This window comes from Acidimicrobiales bacterium (assembly GCA_036273495.1).
Taxonomy (GTDB): domain Bacteria; phylum Actinomycetota; class Acidimicrobiia; order Acidimicrobiales; family JAJPHE01; genus DASSEU01.
In genome coordinates this window covers 1-17,279 of record DASUHN010000177.1, presented here as the reverse complement: position 1 = coordinate 17,279, position 17,279 = coordinate 1, and the positions used below count along the sequence as shown (strand labels likewise).

Annotated in this window: 16 protein-coding genes; 8 read left to right on the top strand and 8 right to left on the bottom strand. The window is 72.8% G+C overall.

From position 1 onward, the window contains the following. Positions 1-1,667 (top strand): chloride channel protein (locus VFW24_07475; protein HEX5266597.1); only part of this gene is annotated, 1,667 nt, incomplete at its 5' end. A 16-nt stretch (positions 1,668-1,683) separates the two neighbouring features. Here the strand turns inward: VFW24_07475 and VFW24_07470 are convergent. Further along, positions 1,684-2,094 carry a VOC family protein gene (locus tag VFW24_07470; GenBank protein ID HEX5266596.1) on the bottom strand — a complete coding sequence of 137 codons (411 nt, stop codon included), beginning with the start codon at positions 2,092-2,094 and terminating at the stop codon, positions 1,684-1,686. A 23-nt stretch (positions 2,095-2,117) separates the two neighbouring features. On the opposite strand from VFW24_07470, the gene VFW24_07465 reads away from it, so the two are divergent. Beyond that, entirely contained in the window at positions 2,118-2,861 is a 744-nt protein-coding gene (locus tag VFW24_07465; protein ID HEX5266595.1) for an alpha/beta hydrolase, read from the top strand. An 87-nt stretch (positions 2,862-2,948) separates the two neighbouring features. Here the strand turns inward: VFW24_07465 and VFW24_07460 are convergent, their stop codons facing one another. Further along, positions 2,949-3,443, bottom strand: a complete 495-nt coding sequence (locus VFW24_07460) for a MarR family winged helix-turn-helix transcriptional regulator (GenBank protein HEX5266594.1) — start codon at positions 3,441-3,443, stop codon at positions 2,949-2,951. A gap of 80 nt (positions 3,444-3,523) precedes the next feature. Between VFW24_07460 and VFW24_07455 the strand changes: the two genes are divergently transcribed. From VFW24_07455 to VFW24_07435, 5 genes are all read left to right on the top strand, one after another. Beyond that, the gene (locus VFW24_07455; GenBank protein HEX5266593.1) at positions 3,524-5,719 is read left to right on the top strand and encodes an MMPL family transporter; all 2,196 of its coding nucleotides are present in this window, start codon (positions 3,524-3,526) and stop codon (positions 5,717-5,719) included. A 56-nt stretch (positions 5,720-5,775) separates the two neighbouring features. Beyond that, positions 5,776-5,934: a hypothetical protein gene (locus VFW24_07450; protein ID HEX5266592.1), complete on the top strand. Its 159-nt coding sequence runs from the start codon at positions 5,776-5,778 to the stop codon at positions 5,932-5,934. Positions 5,935-5,973: 39 nt separating this feature from the next. Then, positions 5,974-8,292: a cell wall-binding repeat-containing protein gene (locus VFW24_07445; GenBank protein HEX5266591.1), complete on the top strand. Its 2,319-nt coding sequence runs from the start codon at positions 5,974-5,976 to the stop codon at positions 8,290-8,292. Positions 8,293-8,412: 120 nt separating this feature from the next. Further along, a complete protein-coding gene (locus tag VFW24_07440; GenBank protein HEX5266590.1) occupies positions 8,413-9,636 on the top strand; it encodes an LLM class flavin-dependent oxidoreductase in 1,224 nt (407 codons plus the stop codon). Between the two features lie 18 nt (positions 9,637-9,654). Continuing rightward, positions 9,655-10,281: a TetR family transcriptional regulator gene (locus VFW24_07435; GenBank protein HEX5266589.1), complete on the top strand. Its 627-nt coding sequence runs from the start codon at positions 9,655-9,657 to the stop codon at positions 10,279-10,281. 140 nt (positions 10,282-10,421) lie between these two features. Here the strand turns inward: VFW24_07435 and VFW24_07430 are convergent, their stop codons facing one another. The 3 genes from VFW24_07430 to VFW24_07420 all read right to left on the bottom strand — a co-directional run bounded on the left by VFW24_07430 (position 10,422) and on the right by VFW24_07420 (position 13,789). Beyond that, positions 10,422-11,231 (bottom strand): mycofactocin-coupled SDR family oxidoreductase, encoded by an 810-nt coding sequence (locus tag VFW24_07430; GenBank protein HEX5266588.1) that lies wholly within the window; start codon positions 11,229-11,231, stop codon positions 10,422-10,424. A 63-nt stretch (positions 11,232-11,294) separates the two neighbouring features. Beyond that, positions 11,295-12,983, bottom strand: a complete 1,689-nt coding sequence (locus tag VFW24_07425) for a SpoIIE family protein phosphatase (protein HEX5266587.1) — start codon at positions 12,981-12,983, stop codon at positions 11,295-11,297. Next, a complete protein-coding gene (locus tag VFW24_07420) occupies positions 12,980-13,789 on the bottom strand; it encodes a response regulator (protein ID HEX5266586.1) in 810 nt (269 codons plus the stop codon). The genes VFW24_07425 and VFW24_07420 overlap by 4 nt, the downstream gene beginning before the upstream one ends. Before the next feature lie 74 nt (positions 13,790-13,863). Between VFW24_07420 and VFW24_07415 the strand changes: the two genes are divergently transcribed. Beyond that, complete coding sequence (locus VFW24_07415) at positions 13,864-14,370, top strand: histidine kinase dimerization/phospho-acceptor domain-containing protein (GenBank protein ID HEX5266585.1); 507 nt, start codon at positions 13,864-13,866, stop codon at positions 14,368-14,370. A 169-nt stretch (positions 14,371-14,539) separates the two neighbouring features. On the opposite strand, the gene VFW24_07410 is transcribed toward VFW24_07415, so the two are convergent. The 3 genes from VFW24_07410 to cbiB all read right to left on the bottom strand — a co-directional run. Continuing rightward, positions 14,540-14,959 carry a hypothetical protein gene (locus tag VFW24_07410; GenBank protein ID HEX5266584.1) on the bottom strand — a complete coding sequence of 140 codons (420 nt, stop codon included), beginning with the start codon at positions 14,957-14,959 and terminating at the stop codon, positions 14,540-14,542. A 10-nt stretch (positions 14,960-14,969) separates the two neighbouring features. Beyond that, the gene (locus tag VFW24_07405) at positions 14,970-16,478 is read right to left on the bottom strand and encodes a cobyric acid synthase (protein ID HEX5266583.1); all 1,509 of its coding nucleotides are present in this window, start codon (positions 16,476-16,478) and stop codon (positions 14,970-14,972) included. Further along, positions 16,475-17,279, bottom strand: an 805-nt coding sequence (cbiB, locus tag VFW24_07400; protein HEX5266582.1) for an adenosylcobinamide-phosphate synthase CbiB, incomplete at its 5' end; no start/stop codon positions are given. The genes VFW24_07405 and cbiB, both read right to left, overlap by 4 nt.

The following is a 17,279-nucleotide window of genomic DNA, read 5'->3' as shown; positions in this document are numbered from 1 at the left end:
TGCTGGACCTGATCGGCCTGTTCACCCACCTCGCTTACTACGGCCAGGTGGGCTTCCGGCTGGTTCCGCCGACCGTCCGCCACCTCGGGGCGGTCACTGTCGTGATCCCGGTGGTCGGTGGCCTGATCGTCGGGGTGATGGCCCGGTTCGGTTCGGAGCGCATCCGGGGCCACGGCATCCCGGAAGCGATGGAGACGATCCTGATCGGCGGGTCCAAGGTCGAGCCCAGGCTGGCCATCCTGAAGCCGATCTCGTCGGCCGTGAGCATCGGCTCGGGCGGACCTTTCGGGGCCGAGGGACCGATCATCCTCACCGGTGGGGCGGTGGGATCGGTCCTCGCCCAGTTCTTCCGGCTGTCGGCCATCGAGCGGCGCACGCTGCTGGTGGCCGGTGCGTGCGGGGGCATGGCGGCCGTCTTCGGGACGCCGGTGGCGGCGGCCCTGTTCGGCATCGAGCTTCTCGTGTTCGAGTGGAAGCCCCGTTCGATGGTGCCGATCGCGGTGGCGGTCACCGTGGCCGACGCCCTCCGGAACGTGTTCTCCAGTCACGGTCTGGTGCAGCCGGCCCCGTTGTTCCCGGTGGCGTCCCACGGGACCTTCTCCGGAACCGGGGTGGCCGAGGCGGCGCTGATCGGCCTGGCGGGCGGGTGTCTGGCGTGGGTGCTCACGAACGCGGTCTACGGCGCCGAGGACGCCTTCAAGCGCCTGCCGATCCACTGGTCGTGGTGGCCGGCCCTGGGTGGGGTGGTCGTTGGTCTCGGAGGGCTGATCGAGCCGCGTGCCCTCGGCGTCGGGTACGCCTCGATCGGTGACGAGCTGGCCGGACGGATAGCCATCGGCGGCTTGGTCGCTCTGCTCCTCGTCAAGCTGGTGATCTGGTCGGTGGCCCTGGGCTCGGGCACCAGCGGCGGCATCCTGGCGCCGCTGTTGATAATGGGTGCCGCCCTCGGTGGTGTGATGGGCCACGCCTTCGGCGGGCCGGCGGGGGCGTGGGCGCTCGTGGGCATGTCCGCCACGCTGGCGGGGGTGACCCGGTCACCGTTCACGTCGATCGTGTTCGCCTTCGAGCTCACCCACGACAACGGGACCCTGCTGCCGCTCCTCATCGCGTGCGCCCTGGCCCATCTCGTCTCGGCGTTGGTACTGAGGCGTTCGATCCTCACCGAGAAGGTGGCCCGGAGGGGCTTCCACGTGATGAGGGAGTACGGCGTCGACCCGCTGGAGGCGATGTTCGCACGGGAGGTGATGCAGCGGGAGCTCTACACCGTGACGGCCGGCACGTCCGCCAACGAGATGCGGTCCGCCCTGGAAGATCCGCTCCTCCGGCGCCAGAAGCTGTACCCGGTCGTCGACGAGGCCGGCCTCATGGTCGGCGTGGTAGGAGCCACGGACCTGCCGCCGGCCGCCGACGGAGCCGGACCGGTCGGGTCGGTGATGCACACGACGGTGATCACCGCCTACCCTGACGAGACTCTGCGCCCGGTGGCGGACCGCATGGCGGCGCACGAGCTCGGCGCCCTGCCGATCGTCGACCGCGACCGGCCGGGAGAGGTGGTCGGGGTGCTCACCACCTATGACCTGTTGTCCGCCCGCCGCCGGCAGTTGGAGGAGGAGCGCCACCGTGAACGGGCCCTCCGCCTCTACCGCCCCCCAAGGTGGGTGCGCTGATCGGCCGGACGAGCGGTTAGCGGCGCTCCATCGACTGGACGTCGAAGTAGATCGGGAGCAGGTACTTCACGTAGAAGGCGTGCACCGTCAGCTGCGGGTAGACCAGGTCCTCGTACTCCTGGATCTGTACCCGGTCGTCCTTGTCGCGGTAGCGCTTGCACGCCTCGAGGAGGTCGTCCACCTCGTCACGTGTGTCCTGGAGCAGGCCGAGGTGGTCGTAGCCGGGGGAGCTCATCGGCTTGCTGCTCTCGGCCAGGAGGATGAACTGGTCGGGGTCCGGGAGGAGCAGGTGGCAGCGCTGGCCCACGACCTCGGTGTCGGTGGTCTTCCAACCGAACACCGAGCCGTAGAAGGCGTCCACCTCCTCCCTGAACTCGTCGGTCAGCGTTCCCTTGGCAAAGGTCAGCTCCATGTGGTTGAAGCGCACATCGTCACGATACCCTCCCGGGCGTGGAGCTGGCCTACGACGAGGCGGGCCAAGGTGCGCCGCCGATGCTGTTCGTGCACGGGTGGACGTGTGACCACACCTACTTCGCCCCGCAGTTCGACCATTTCGGGCGCCACCACCGCGTGGTGGCCGTCGACCTGCGCGGCCACGGTGCCAGTGAGGCGCCGGAGGGGGACTACGGGATCCCGGTCCTGGCCGACGATGTGGCGTTGACGGCCGCCAAGCTGGATCTCCACGGCGCGGTGGCGGTCGGCCACAGCATGGGGGCGGCCGTCGTCGTGCAGCTGGCGGCCAGCTACCCCGAGCTCGTGTCGGCGCTGGTGCTGGTCGACGCCGCGCCCCTCGGCTCCCTCGAGGAGCAGGCGGCGCTGTTCGGGCCGATCGCCGAGAACCTCAGCGGAGCCGACGTCGGGGCCGTCAGGAGGTCATTCGTCGAAGGCGCGCTCTTCCTGCCCACCGACGATCCCGCCCTGAAGGCGCGCGTGGTGGGGGAGATGCTGAGGCCGCCGGACCACGTGGCCCTGGCGTGCATGCGCGGCATGGGAGCGTGGGACGGGGCGGCGGCGCTGAGGGCGGTGCGCGCCCCCGTTCTCGCCATCCACGCCGACCAGGCGATCAACCAGCCCGAGAAGCTCGAGGCGCTGTCACCGGCGCTCCGCAACGCCCGCACCCCGGGCGTGGGTCACTTCAACCAGCTGCTGGCGCCCGATGAGGTCAACCGCCTCATCGAGGAGTTCATGGCCTGAGCGGTCCGCACTGGTCGGGGAGGACCTGGCGCCGGTAGCGCCGACCCCGACGAGCCCCCACCGATGAGTCCGGCGGGCGCTCATCGTCTAGTGGTCGTGTTCGAGCGGAGAATCTCCTGTGCGCAGCTCCGGGTGGACCCCGGGGATCAGGCCCTGCCCGGCGGCCACCCGCTGGAGCAGCTCGACGAGGGCCTGGCGCTCGTCGAGGGTGAGGGGCGCGCACAGCTGAGCTTCGTGGGCCAGGGCCCGCTCCATGGCCGTGGCCAGGAGGCGGCGGCCGTCGGCGGTGACGTGGAGGGCCCGCGCCCGGCGGTCGGCCGGGTTGGTCCGGCGTTCGACCAGGCCGCGCTCCTCGAGCTCGTCGATGAGCGCCACCATCCGGCTGGGGGCAATGCCGAGGGCGTCCCCGAGGGCCTGCTGGGAACGGCCCTCGTCCTGGGCGACCCAGCGCAGGATGGCGAACTGGCGGGGCTCGAGCCCGACCGGGACCAGCGTCTCGTGGAACCACCGGGCGTTGGCCGACCCCAGCTGCGACAGGAGGAAGCCGACCGTTGCCCACGCCTGGTCCGAGACTTCTGTCACACAATTAATAGTAGTGGAGCAGAAGTATTCCTGGTAGAACCGTTCACGGCTGGAATTGAATTCGACCGGAGGACAGCCCGATGACCTCGACGATCACCGTCCCCCCCGCCCCGGCTCCCGCCGCCAGCCCGGGCTCGGGCCCTCCCACCGGGTCGTGGATCGCCCGACTGGCCGCAGCCGTCCTGCGCCACCGCCGGGCCGTGATGGTCGTCTGGCTGGTCGTCTTCATCGCCGGCGGGGCGGCGGCCGGGAAGGTGTCCAACCGGCTGAAGGTGGAGTTCTCCCTGCCGGGCCAGCCGGGCTATGAGACGGCCCACCGGATCGTCGGCGTCTACGGCAACGGCGGGGAGACCACGCCGGACGTGGCGGTGGTGACCGTTCCCGCCGGCCAGACGGTCTCCCGCGACTCCGCCCCGCTGGCCGCCGCTTTCGGGCGGGTGCGGGCAGCCGTGCCCACGGTCCGGGTCGTCGACCTGGCCGTGACCCACGACCCCGCCTTCGTGACCCGGGACGGCCGCAGCACCTGGGCGCTGGTGCTCACGCCTGAGGCCCACGGCTTCACGAACAGCAAGACCCCCGAGCACGTCGAAGCGGTGCTGCGCTCCGCCCTTCCGGGCTACCAGGTCGGTACCACGAGCCTCGACCAGCTGCAGTCCGGCGGCCAGGACAAGGGGCCGGGCGTCCTGCTCGAGACCCTCATCGGCGGTCTGGGCGCCCTGGCGGTGCTGGCGTTCGTGTTCGCCTCCCTCCTGGCCTTCCTGCCGCTGCTGGTCGCGGCCGTGGCCATCGTGGCCACCCTCCTCGTCGTGTTCGGGATGACCTACCTGACCGACATCTCCTTCATCGTGGAGTTCCTCGTCTCGCTGATCGGCCTGGGCGTGGCCATCGACTACTCGCTGCTCCTGGTGACCCGCTGGCGGGAGGAGCGCGACAAGGGGGCCGACAACCACGACGCCATCGTGCTGGCCTCCGCCACGGCCGGGCGCACCGTGGCGCTGTCCGGCCTGACCGTGGCCATCGGGCTGCTGTCGCTGGTCGTCATCCCGATGCCCGCCATGCGCAGCGTGGGCATCGGCGGGATGCTGATCCCGGCCGTGTCCGTGCTGGTGGTGCTGACCCTGCTCCCGGCCCTGCTGGGTGGCATCGGCCAGCGCATGGACTGGCCCCACCGTCGTCACGAGAACGTCGCCAGCCGGGCATGGACCCGCTGGGCCGGCTTCATCGTCAGGCGCAGGCTGGCGGGAGTGGGCGCCGCCGCCGTCGTCCTCGCCCTCCTGATCGTCCCGGTATTCGGCATCCGCTTCGGCACCGACAGCCTGTCGGCCCTGGCCCGGACGGGCGCGGCCCACGACACCCTGACCACGCTGACCTCCCAGGGGGTCCCCACCGGCGTGCTCACCCCGATCGAGGTGCTCACCACCTCCTCCGAGGCGCCGACGGTGCAGGCCCGGCTCTCACACGTGCCGGGGATCACCACCGTGGCCCGGCCCGCTGGTCCCACTGGCTCCCGCGACGGGCTCACCGACCTGGTGGCCGTGCCGAATGTCGCTTCTCTCAACAACACCTCGCTCGGCCCGGTCAGCGCGGCGCGCGCCGCGGTGGTGGGTCAGCCGGGCGTCATCGGGATCACCGGCGCCGGCTCGAACCTCCAGGACTTCAGCCACGCCGTATATGGCCGCTTCCCGCTGATGTTCGGGCTCATCGCCGTCCTCACCGTCGTGCTGCTCAGCCTCGCCTTCCGCTCGGTCGTGCTGGCGCTCAAGGCGGTGGTGCTCAACCTCCTGTCGCTGACCGCCACCTTCGGGTTCCTGGCGTGGTTCTGGCAGGAGGGGCACGGCTCCCAGGCGCTGTTCTCCGTCCCGGCCACGGGCGCCATCACCTTCTGGATACCGCTGATGGTCTTCGCCTTCCTCTTCGGGCTGTCGATGGACTACGAGGTGTTCATCCTGGCCCGGGTGCGCGAGGAGTACGACCGGACCGGTTCGACCTCGGCCGCGGTGGTCGAGGGGCTGGGGCGGACGGGGCGGCTGGTGACCAGCGCGGCGCTGATCCTGTTCCTGGCCTTCGCCTCCCTGGCCTCGGCGCCGGTGACCGACCTCAAGGTCATGGCCACCGGGCTCGGGGTCGGGATCCTCCTCGACGCCACCGTCGTGCGGGCCCTGCTGGTCCCCTCCCTCGTGGCGCTGCTCGGGCGGTGGAACTGGTGGATGCCGGGCCGGCTGTCCCGCTGGTCGGGGCGGAGGGTTTCCCTTCCAGCGGGGGCCCAGGCCGGCTGACCGAAACCGGCCTACCTGGGCGGGCGGCCCCGCAAATCCGTTCCCAGGCTTCGGCGGTGGGAAGGCGTTCCGCAACGCGCCTGCTCACCGTCTCCTCGGAGGGGCTCGGTTCGGTCCGCGTCGAGGTCGATGACGAGAACCCCCGCATCCGCACGCTGGACCGGATCGGCGGGCGGACTCCCGCCGAACGGCGTCCGGGCGCGCCCGGGGCCTGAGGCCTGCCAAACTCCCCTCCGCACAGGAAGGGGTCGGTCATGGGGCGGTGGAGCTGGGGCCTGGCGCGCTCGACGACGGTGGCGGGGGCACTGCTGGCGGTCTTCGCCGCTTCGGCGCCGCCCGCAGCCGCCGCGGCCGGCGACGTCAACTCGTCGTTCGGGCAGAGCGGCCTGGCCGCGGTCCCGTTCCCGAACGGCGGAGCGACGACCGCCATGGCGGTGCAGTCCGACGGCAAGATCGTCGTGGTGGGCGATGCTGACACCGCCACCACGTCGTCGGGGACCACGATCAACCTCGGCACCCCGGAGATCGGTGTGGCCCGGCTGATGCCCGACGGCAGCGCCGACAGCTCGTTCGGCACCTCGGGGGTGACGACGACCAAGCTCGCCGACGACGACCACGCCGCGCGTGTCGCGGTGGCGCCCGACGGCGGGATCCTCGTCCTGGCCGACACCGCCACCGCGCCCGCCTCGTCGACCAGCCCCCCGTCCGGCAGCGTCGTTCTCCTCCGCTACACGTCCGCCGGCAAGCCTGACTCCACGTTCGGGACGTCGGGATCGGTGACGCTGGCCCAGGGTGAGCTCGTGGAGGGGTCGGGGCTGGCGGTCCTGGCGAGCGGGCAGATCCTCGTCGGGCTGGTCACCATCTCGGGATCGTCGTCGTCCAGCCCCCTCACCGCGTCCGGCTCGGTCATGCGCCTCCAGTCCGGCGGCCAGACCGACACCACCTTCGGCGCCGCCGGCTCTGTGTCGGTTCAGGGCGTCCCCACGAACCTGGCCCTCGACCAGTCGGGAAACGTCGTGGTCCCCGAGCTGACTCTGGGGAGCACGCCCAGCCAGGACACGGGCCTGGTCCAGAGGCTGAGCTCCGCCGGTGTCCCCGATCCGACCTTCGGCCAGGCCGGGACGGCATCGCTGCCGGTGGCACCGACGCCCCTTGCGCCGGTCGGAGTGGCTCCCGGGGCCGGCGGGACGTTGTACGTGACCGTTGCGGACCTCGCCGGTGAGACCGGAGTCCTGCGTCTCACCAGCTCGGGAGCCGTCGACACCACCTTCGGACGCGGCGGCCAGATCAGCGTCGCCTCCCCCCTCAACGACGTCTCCGTCGGGAGCGACCCGCTGAGCTCGTCCGACCTCCCACTGATCCTCCACGGGGTCGACACCAACTCCCTGCTGGCGTGGGGCTTCAACGCCGACGGCACGCCCGCGCTGGGCTTCGGCAACCAGGGGGTGGCGCTGTCCGCGGTGAAGGCGGCGGACGCCGGGATCGGCGAAGGCGGGGGTGCGGTGCGCTCCGACGGAAGCATCCTGGCCGGAGCCACTTACATCTCGAGCAGCACCACGGACTCGTCGGGGGGGCTGCAGCTCAACCCGGTCGTCACCGAGTTCTCGGGCGGGGCGGTGTCCGGCGGCACGCAGACCAACCTCGTCAACCGGATCGCCGGGTCGGACCGGCTGGCCACGGCCATCGCCACCTCCCAGTCCCTGTTCCCCGCCGCGCCCCAGTCCGGGGCCAACGGCCCGATCAACGCGGCCGGGCGGCCCTACGCCCAGGCCGTGGTGCTGGCCAGTGCCGACACCTACCCCGACGCCCTGGTCGGGGTCCCGCTGGCCGTGGCCAACGGGGGACCGCTGCTGCTGACCCACCAGGCCAGCCTCGACGAGCGCGTCTCGGGGGAGATCGACCGGGTGCTGGGCGGAGGCTCGTCCGGGGCCACAGTGTTCGTAGTCGGCGGCGCCGCGGCGGTCAGCGACCAGATCGTCGGGCAGATCACGAGCGCCGGGTACCACGTCGAGCGTCTGGCCGGCGCCAACCGCTACGACACCGCCGTGCAGGTGGCCGGCGCCCTCGGGGACCCGCCGGTCGTGATGGAGGCAACCGGCACCGACTTCGCCGACGCCACCAGCGCCGGGGCCGCCGCCGCCTACGAGGGCGGAGCGATCCTGCTGACCGCCGGTTCCACCATGCCGCAGGAGACCAAGGCCTACATCAGCGCCAATCCGTCCGACGTGCGCATCGCGGTGGGCGGTCCCGCCAGCCAGGCCGATCCCCAGGCCCAGTCCGTGGCCGGCGCCGACCGCTACGCCACCTCGGCGGCCCTGGCCTCGCTGTGCTTCCCCACCCCGGGAACGGTGGGGCTGGCCACCGGGCTCCAGTACCCGGACGCCCTGGCCGGCGGGGTGGCGGCGGCCCTGCAGGGGGGACCGCTGCTCCTCACCGACCCCAACAGCCTCCCGGCGCCCGCGGCCACGTACCTCAAGGGCGTGGCCCCGTGGACCGCGACCGCCGACGCCTTCGGCGGGGTGGGAGCCGTGAGCCAGGCGGTGGTGGCCGCCGTGCAGCAGGACATCACCTGACCATCCGGGTGGGGCGGGGGGACCGGCGCCCCCGCGTCCGCCCCCTGGGACCCCTTGACACCGCCGGGCGTTCTAAGATTAGATCTTAGAACAGTCCACACGCGTCCCTCGGGGGGTCCAATGGAGTTCGGCGTCTTCCTCAACGGCTACATCCCGGGCCCGGCGGCCCACGTATCGGACCTCGAGCACACCGAGCTGATGCGCGAGGCGGAGTACGTGATCTTCGCCGACAAGCACAACTGGAAGTACGCCTGGCTCGGGGAGCACCACGCCCTGACCGAGTACTCCCACCTCTCCGCCCCCGAGGTGGTCATGGGCTACATCGCGGCCCAGACCGACTACATCCACCTCTGCAGCGGGATCACCAGCCTGTCCCCCCGCAAGGAGCACCCGGCTCGCTTCGCCGAGCGGGCCGCCATGCTCGACCACTTCACCGACAACCGCTTCGAGTTCGGCACCGGCCGGGGGGCGGGCAGCCACGAGATCGCCCTGTTCAACATCCTCGACAAGAACTCCACCAAGCCGGAGTGGGAAGAGGTGGTCCGGGAGATCCCCCGGATGTGGGAGCAGGTGGACTACGAGTACCAGGGGGAGCATTTCACCGTGCCCTATCCCCACAACGTGCTGCCCAAGCCCTACGGGAAGGGCCACCCGCCGATCTGGGTGGCGTGCGGCAACCCGCCGACCTTCACCCGGGCGGGGGAGCTGGGCATCGGGGCCATCGCCTTCAACTTCGAGCCGATCTACGCCCTGCGCGGCCGCATCGAGGCCTACAAGGAGGGCGCCTCCCGGTGCACCGAGCCCCTGGGCCAGTTCAAGAACGACAACGTGATGATCACCAACTCGGTGCTCTGCTTCGAGGACCGGGCCCGGGCACGCGAGGCGGCGCTGCGCAAGGGTCGGGGCTACCTGGTCTCGATGGTCAACCTCTACCACGACACCATGCCGAAGTCCCAGGACGCCATCACCTGGCCCGATCCCCCGATCAGCATCCGCGACATGGCCGGGGACGATCCCGAGGGAATGCTCGACGGGCTCATCGAGGGTGGTTACATGCTGTGCGGCACGCCCGACGAGGTGGCCGAGCAGATCACCAGGTGGGGTGACGTCGGCATGGACCAGCTCGTGTTCGGCCTGCCGATCGAGGGGCTGCACCACGACGAGGTGCTGGAGGTGCTGGAGCTGTTCGGGGACAAGGTGATCCCCGAGTTCGACTCCGACCGCAAGCACTCGACGAGCTACTACCGCGAGCAGGCCAAGCCCAAGTACGACACCTTCTCGCACCCGCTGCCCGACGTCGCCTGGCCGCAGGTGCTGCCGGTGTCGGCGCTCAAGCAGCTCTGAGCCCGGTCCCTCGCTGCCGTGCCCCGGGACGCCACCGCGACCCGTGAGCGGCTCCTGCGTCAGGCGGAGCGGCTGTTCGCCCGGGAGGGCCTGTACCGGGTCACGACCCGGGAGATAACCCAGGCCGCCGGGCAGCGCAACGTCTCGGCCCTCAACTACCACTTCGGGTCGCGCGACGGCGTCCTCGACGTGATCCTCACCCGCCACGGCGACCGCATCGACGAGGACCGGGGAAAGCGGCTGGCCCGGATCGGGCCGGACGCCCCGACCCGCGAGCTCGTGGCCGCGCTCGTCGTCCCCTACGGGACGAGCCTCGAGACCGAGGAGGGCCGCGACTACCTCCGGATCGTGGCCCAGATGACCGACGCCTTCGCGGCCTGGAGGGACGCCAGGCCCGGGGTGGGGCCGTGGCTGCAGGAGATCCTGGAGCAGATCGAGGCCCGGCCGCCGTCGCTGCCGCTGGCTCTCCGCCGGGAGCGGGTGCTCGGGATGATCATGCTGATGACGGCGGCCATGGCCGACCGGGCCCGGCTCATCGAGGAGGGCAGGCGCCTGCCCCTCAGCCGTGACCAGTTCCTCGCCAATCTCACCACCATGCTCGTCGGGGTCCTGGAGGCTCCCGACGACGAGCTGTCGACCGGGTAGCCCGGGAGGCCGGCGGCACCGTGGTTCGTACTGCCGGGCCAGGGACGTGAACAACACGTCGGCGGACGGACGCGCCGCCTCCCCAGGGAGGCTCGGACGACCCCGCGACCAGGACCCGCCGGACCCGGGGAATCAGTGGTTCAGCGGTTGAGCTTTCCGCAGTCGATCCGCAGCTGGTCCCCGGTGATGTACTTCGAGTCGTCCGAGGCCAGGAACGCCACCACCGCGGCGATCTCGTCCGGCTGCATGACCTCGACCGGCAGTGAGTTCATGAATACGGGGCCCAGCGTGGCGGCGCGGGACTGGATCAGCTCGAACAGCCCCGGCACGTGGAACATGGCGGTTTCCACTCCCGTGGGGTGGATGGTGTTGACCCGGATCGAGTGCTCGGCCAGCTCGTTGGCCAGGCAGCGGGCCAGCCCGACCACCCCGTGCTTGGCGGCGGTGTAGCTGGCGGTGAAGGGCTGGCCGTAGAGGCCGGCCACCGAGCTGGTCATGATGATCGAGCCGCCCTGGCCCTGGGCGATCATCGTCGGGACCGAGGCCTTCACGGTGTTGAAGACCCCGGTGAGGTTCACGTCGATGACGTCGCGCCACTGCTCGGCCGACATCTCCCAGGACCAGCTCCAGTTGAGGATGCCGGCATTCGCCACGACCACGTCGAGACGGCCGAGCTCGCCCACTCCCTCGTCGACCGCCGACTGCAGCGCCGCCAGGTCGCGCACGTCGGCCTGCCTGGTCACGGCCCGGCGGCCCTCCTTCTCGACCAGGCGCGCCGTCTCCTCGAGGTCCTGGGGCGCCGACGGCGGCAGCTCGGACGCCCCCACCTCCCCGCAGATGTCCACGCCGATGATGTCGGCCCCCTCGGCCGCCAGGCGCACGCAGTGGGCCCGGCCCTGGCCACGCGCCGCGCCGGTGATGAACGCCACCTTGCCCTCGAGCCGACCCATCTGTCCCCCCTGTCCTTGCGGAGCGCGTTTGGAGTGCGAGACGGAGACCCTACCGGTCCGTCGCTATTCGCTCCCGGTGGCGCGGATGGCCAGGAGGGCCAGATCGTCGGTGAGGTGCCCGGCGCTGAACTCCTCCACGGCGCGCAGCAGGCGGGTCACCACCGCCTCGGCGCTCCGCCCGGCGAGCTCGGCCAGCAGGGGGAGGAATGCCGTCTCCCCGAAGAAGCGCCCCTCTGCGTCGCGCGCCTCGGTCAGACCGTCGGTGTAGAGGAGAAGGAGGTCGCCCGCGGCGAGGACGCTGCGACGGGTCCGGAGACGGACCCGGCTGTCGAGGCCGAGGGCCAGGCCCTGTCCCTCGATCTCCTCGACCCGGCCGTCGGCGCGCACCGCCATGACCGGAGGGTGCCCGGCCGAGGCCAGGCTGACCCGGACGGACGCGCCGGGACGGATGACCGCGCACGCCGCGCTGCAGAACCGCTCCCAGTCCTCGTCGTGCTCCTCGAAGAGCACGGCGTTGGCGGTGTCGAGGAGGGTGGCGGGGTCCCGGCTCTGCTGGGCCGAGGCGTGCAGGGCGTGGCGGACCAGACCGGTCACGGCCGCCGCCTCCGGACCCGTGCCGCAGACGTCGCCGACGGCTGCCGCCCACACCCCGCGGCCGATTCCGAACACGTCGTAGAAGTCCCCGCCGACGTCGTTGGCCTCCCCGGCGGCGCGGTAGCGGGCGGCCAGCTCCAGGCCCGGGATGCGGGGCAGGCTCGGTGGGAGGAGGGCGGCCTGCAGCGACTGGGCCACCCTGGTCCGCTCCGACAGCAGGCGGGCGTTGTCGACGACGAGGGCGGCGCGCTGGGCCAGCTCTCCGGCCAGGGCCAGGTCCTCCTGGTCGAAGCGCCGGCCCGATCCGGCGGACACGAACGTGATGGTGCCGAGGGTCCGTCCCCGGGCCCGCAGCGGGGCGCACATGTAGGAGGTGAAACCGAGCTCGTGGAGGATCTCGAGGTGGCGCTCGTCCCGGGTGGTGCTGCGCAGGAACTCCTCGGTCACGTCCGCCGCGATCTCGGGCAGCCCGGTCTGCATGGCCTTGACGGCGGGGTGGGGGCCGCGCGGGTGGGGCGGGTATCTGGTGGCCAGCTCGTCGGCGAGGGCCTGGAGCGCCGGATCGGCGTGGACCGCGGCCATGCGCGCCACCGTCCCGTCGACCGCCACGTCGATGAGGCACAGGTCCCCGAGGATCGGCACGGCCAGCTCGGCCAGCCGGCGCAGGCAGTCCCGGAACTCCAGGGAGGACGCGAGCACGGTGGTGGCGTCCAGCAGGAACCGGAGGGCCCGCGTCTCGCGGGAGAGGCGGTCGACCGACTGCCGGTGGTCGCTGATGTCGGTGACCATGCTGACGACTCCGGTCAGCCGGCCCGACTCGTCGTAGATGCCGGAGTCCGAGGCGCGCACCGTGACCGCGGTCCCGTCGGGGCGGTGGACCTCGAACTCTCCCTCCCACGTCCGGCCCGCGGTCAGCTCGCCCATGATCTCCACCGCGGTGGACGGGTCGAGCTCGACGCCCGCCAGCCCCTCCGCCAGGGATCCGACCAGCTCGCTGGCCGGGCGCCCGTACATCCGCTCGGCAAAGGGATTGGCGTAGATCAGCCTCCCGCTGAGGTCGCACACGATGACCGCCGCGTTGAGCCGGTCCATGACCGCCGCCTCGAAGTTGACCAGGCGGCGCCCGGCCGAGGCCTCGAACGGCGGGAGGGTCGTCATCGTCGCGGGCCGGTCAGGAGCGGACCGCCGCCGCTCGCGGCGGCGCCGGGGCCCTCCTGGCGGCCCCGCTCCTCCGGCGAGGCCAGCTCCGCCCACACCACCTTCCCCGGCCCGGTGGCGTCGACGCCCCACGCCGAGCACAGGCCGCTCACGAGGAGCAGTCCCCGGCCACTCTCGTCGGTCCCCACCGTCGCCCGCGGGTCGGGCACCCCGGGCCCGTGGTCGCGCACCTCGAGCCGGAGGACGCCCGCCGCCAGCCGGACGCTGAGCCGGCAATGGCTGCCGGCGTGCACGAAGGCGTTGGTGACCAGCTCGGTGGCGACCAGGAGGGCGTCGTCGGTGATGTCCTCGCATCCCCACCGGCGGCACTGCTCGCCGAGGAACCGCCGGCCCCGCCCGACGTCGCGCGGGTCCGGGCCCAGCTCGATGCTGGCGGCCCGGTGATCCCGCCGCCCCAGGTCGGCCAGGAGGTCGATCAGGTAACCGACGTCCTGGTCCTTGTGCACGAAGCCCTCGACCTGGGTGGTCACGTCGATGGGATCGCTCGCGACCGATCCCGTGTACACGACCACCTGGGCGTCAGGAGCGGCGTCGCGGAGGCTCCCCACCAGCTCCTGGCCGGCGAGGTCCGACAGCCCGAGGTCGAGGACCACCACGTCGGGCTGCAGCCGGCGTGCCGCCCGAACGGCTTCGGCCCCGTCTCCCGCCTCTCCCAGCACGTCGAAGCCGCCCCGCAGCCGCAGCGCCTGGCGGATCACGGCCCGCAGCTCCGCCACGTCATCGACGAGGAGGACCGTAACCGGCATCGCCGGAGGTTACACAGCGCCCCGTTTTCCCCGACCGGAAGACCCGGGAAGCCCCTCTGGGTAGGTTGCCGGCGGTGACCGGCGAGCGGACCGACGACGAAGCCCGCGAGCGCGTCGTCGTCGAGCCCGACGCCAACGACCAACTGCGCGCCGACGCCGAGCAGACCGCCCAGTTCCTAGCCCTGACCGCCCACGAATTGCGCGGCCCGATCACCGCCATCACGGGTGCGGAGATCCTGCGCGACTACCGGGACGAGCTCGACGCCGCCGAGCGCGCCGAGAGCCTGGAGAGCATCCTGCGCGGCGGGCGGCGGATGCGCCGCCTCCTCGACGACCTGATGATCGTGTCGCGCCTCGAGGCGCGGTCGTTCGACTTCCGGCTGGAGGACGTCCCCCTCGCTGCGGCGGTGACGGAGGTGGTGGCCGAGCTCTCCGACCAGGTGAACGCCGTCACCGTCACGGGCGCCCGCCGGTCGAGATCGAGGCGGTGTCGCTCGACGGTGAGGCCGAGATCCGGGTGTGCGACGCGGGTCCCGGCGTGCCCGCGGCCATGGTGGTCCGGTTGTTCGACCGGTTCGTGAAGGGCCCGGGGGGAGGCAGCGGCCTGGGTCTCCACATCGTGCGCGAGCTCGTCGCCGGCCAGGGGGGCCGCAGCTGGTGCGAGCGTGCCGGGGCCGGACCTGCTTCGCTTCTCGCTGCCGCTGGCCGCCACCGCAGCGACGGGCGGGACGGCCGGCGCCTGAGCGCCGCTCAGCGCTGCTCGAGCAGGGCGGGGAGGCGGCGGTTGGTGGCGTCCAGAGCGGCGCGGGCCACCGCGTCGTAGGGCCCGGCCTCCCCGACCCGGGCCGAGCCCACCAGGACCTGCTCCCGGCCCCGGGCCGCCACCTTGATCGCCACCGCCGCCACCTGGTGGTCCCCGATGGTCGTCACGCCGGTGGCGTCGACCTCGACGTCCGGGAGGCCGGACTGGAGCTTCAGCACCGCCTGCAGGGTGGCCTGGGCCGTCAGCCGGACCAGGGCGCTGGGCGGTCCGGGTCCCTCGGCGGCGCCGACCTCCTCGCGCCCGCCGAGTGACAGCGTCACCCGCACCTGTCCCCGGAGCCCGCCGTGGTCGGCCTCGACCCGCTCGATGCGGGGCCGGGCCGGCTCCCCTCCGGTCGCCGCGGTCATGACCCGAAGGTTACGACCCGTCGACGATGGCGAGGAGCCGCTCCACGTCGAGGTGGGTCTCGATCAGATCGGCCAGCCGGTCGAACCGGTCCTGCCGGGCGGCGGAGAACGACACCGACGAACCGGGGAAGTCGACCCCCCGCCGCGCCGCGACGCCGGCGAGGAAGGCGGCCCGGAACCCGTCCTCCTCGAACAGGCCGTGCAACGACGTGCCCAGCACCCCCCCGTCGGGCGAGGCTGCCCCTTCGCCCCCCCCGCCCCGCTGGCCCTCCAGGGTGATCCACGGCCCGGCCCCCTCGTCCGGCACCACGCGGCCGTGGTGGATCTGGTACCCGGTGACCGGCTGGCCGAGGGCGCGGCCCCGGCGGCGGGCGGTCACCTTCTCGGACCCGAACTCGGTCTCCACGTCCAGCCACCCCAGAGCGGGAACGGTTCCGGCCCGCGACTCGACGTCGTCGTGGATCACCCGCCCGAGCATCTGGTAGCCGCCGCACACGCCGAGGACGGTGGCGCCCGCGGCGCGCGCCGCCTCGAGGGCGGCCACGAAGCCCCGCCGCCGCATCCACTCGAGGTCGCGCACGGTGGCCTTGGTCCCCGGGATCACCACCAGGTCGGCGCCCGCCACGTCCCCCGGGTCATGCGCCAGGCGGACGCGCGCCGCCGCCTCGAGGGCCAGCGGGTCGAAGTCGGTGAAGTTGGCCAGGTGGGGCAGCCGCACGACCGCCACGTCGATCACGGCGCGCGCGCACCCGCCACCCGACCCGGTTGCGCCGGCGCTCTCGGCCGGTGGCCACGAGGCCAGCGCGAGGGAGTCCTCGGCGTCGAGACCGATGCCCTCGACCCACGGCAGCACCCCGAGCGTCGGCACGCCGCAGCGCGCCTCCAGCTGGGCCGGCCCGTCCCCGAGCAGGGTCGGGTCGCCGCGGAACTTGTTGATCACGAAGCCGCGCACCAGACGGCGGTAGTGGTCGGGCAGCAGGGCCACCGTCCCGTACAGGGCGGCGAACACGCCTCCTTTGTGGATGTCCCCCACCACCAGCGCGGGCAGCCCCGCCTCGTGCGCCACGCGCAGGTTCACGATGTCGTGGTCGAGGAGGTTGATCTCGGCCGGGCTTCCCGCCCCCTCGGCCACCACCACGTCGAAGCGGGCGCGGAGATCGGCGAGGGACGCGAGAACCGCGTCGAGCAGGCGGGGCTGGCGTTCGTGGTACTGGCGCGCCGTCAGGTCCGCCATCGGCCGGCCGTTCAGCACGACCTGGCTGCCGGTGTCGCTCGTGGGCTTGAGCAGGATCGGGTTCATTGCCACGTCCGGCTCGAGCCCCGCCGCCAGCGCCTGCACGCCCTGGGCCCGCCCGATCTCGTGGCCCGAGGGCGTGACGTAGGAGTTGAGCGACATGTTCTGGGCCTTGAACGGGGCCACGGCCACCCCCCGCCGGGCCAGCAGCCGGCACAGGCCGGTGACCAGCACGCTCTTGCCGGCGTCGCTGGACGTGCCGCACACCATGAGCCCGCCCTTCACGGCGCCCGCCCCGCTCCGCCCACGAGCGCGGCGGTGAGCAGAAGTCCCGCGTCGCGCGCCAGCCGTACGGCCGGGGCGATGTCCGAGCGGTCCGGCGCCCGCCCGTCCCCGAGCGAGGGCCGCACCTCGACCCGCTCCCCGTAGCGGTTGGTGCCCCCCAGCCGCACCCCGAGCGCCCCGGCGAAGGCCGCCTCCGCCACCCCGGCGTTGGGTGAGGGATGGGCGGGGGCGTCGGCCCGCACCGTCCGCCACACGTCAGCGGCCCGACCGGGCCGGCACGCCATGACCAGGGCGGCGGTGACCCGGGCCGGCAGCCAGTTGGCGGCATCGTCGAGGCGGGCCGCCGCCCACCCGTAGCGGAGGTGGCGGGGGCTGCGGTGCCCGACCATGGCGTCCATGGTGTTGAGGGCGCGGTAGGCCAGCACGCCGGGGGCGCCTCCCAGCACCGCCCACAGGACGGGCGCCACCACCGCGTCGACGGTGTTCTCGGCCACCGATTCGACGACCGCCCGGGCTATCTCCTTCTCGTCCAGGCCGGCCGGGTCCCGGCCCACGAGCGCCGGCAGGAGCGCCCGCGCCGCGTCGAGATCGTCAGCCGCCAGGCCGGCCGCCACCTCCTCCGCCGCGGTGGCCAGCTGGCGCTGGGCCACCGCCACGTACGTCGCCGCCGCTGTTCCCGTCCCCGGGCCCAGCACCCGCTGCAGCGCCCCGCCGGCGCCGGCGCCCACCGCCGCCCCGACGGCGGCGTGGAGGACCCCGGCCGGGCGCCGGTCGCGGTACAGCCGGGACTCCACCTCGTTC

Coding starts and splice junctions, on each gene's coding strand:
- VFW24_07455 (HEX5266593.1), top strand. CDS start 3,524: ATGACCTCGACGATCACCGTCCCCCCCGCCCCGGCTCCCGCCGCCAGC.
- VFW24_07445 (HEX5266591.1), top strand. CDS start 5,974: ATGGGGCGGTGGAGCTGGGGCCTGGCGCGCTCGACGACGGTGGCGGGG.
- VFW24_07440 (HEX5266590.1), top strand. CDS start 8,413: ATGGAGTTCGGCGTCTTCCTCAACGGCTACATCCCGGGCCCGGCGGCC.
- VFW24_07430 (HEX5266588.1), bottom strand. CDS start 11,231: ATGGGTCGGCTCGAGGGCAAGGTGGCGTTCATCACCGGCGCGGCGCGT.
- VFW24_07425 (HEX5266587.1), bottom strand. CDS start 12,983: ATGACGACCCTCCCGCCGTTCGAGGCCTCGGCCGGGCGCCGCCTGGTC.
- VFW24_07420 (HEX5266586.1), bottom strand. CDS start 13,789: ATGCCGGTTACGGTCCTCCTCGTCGATGACGTGGCGGAGCTGCGGGCC.
- VFW24_07410 (HEX5266584.1), bottom strand. CDS start 14,959: ATGACCGCGGCGACCGGAGGGGAGCCGGCCCGGCCCCGCATCGAGCGG.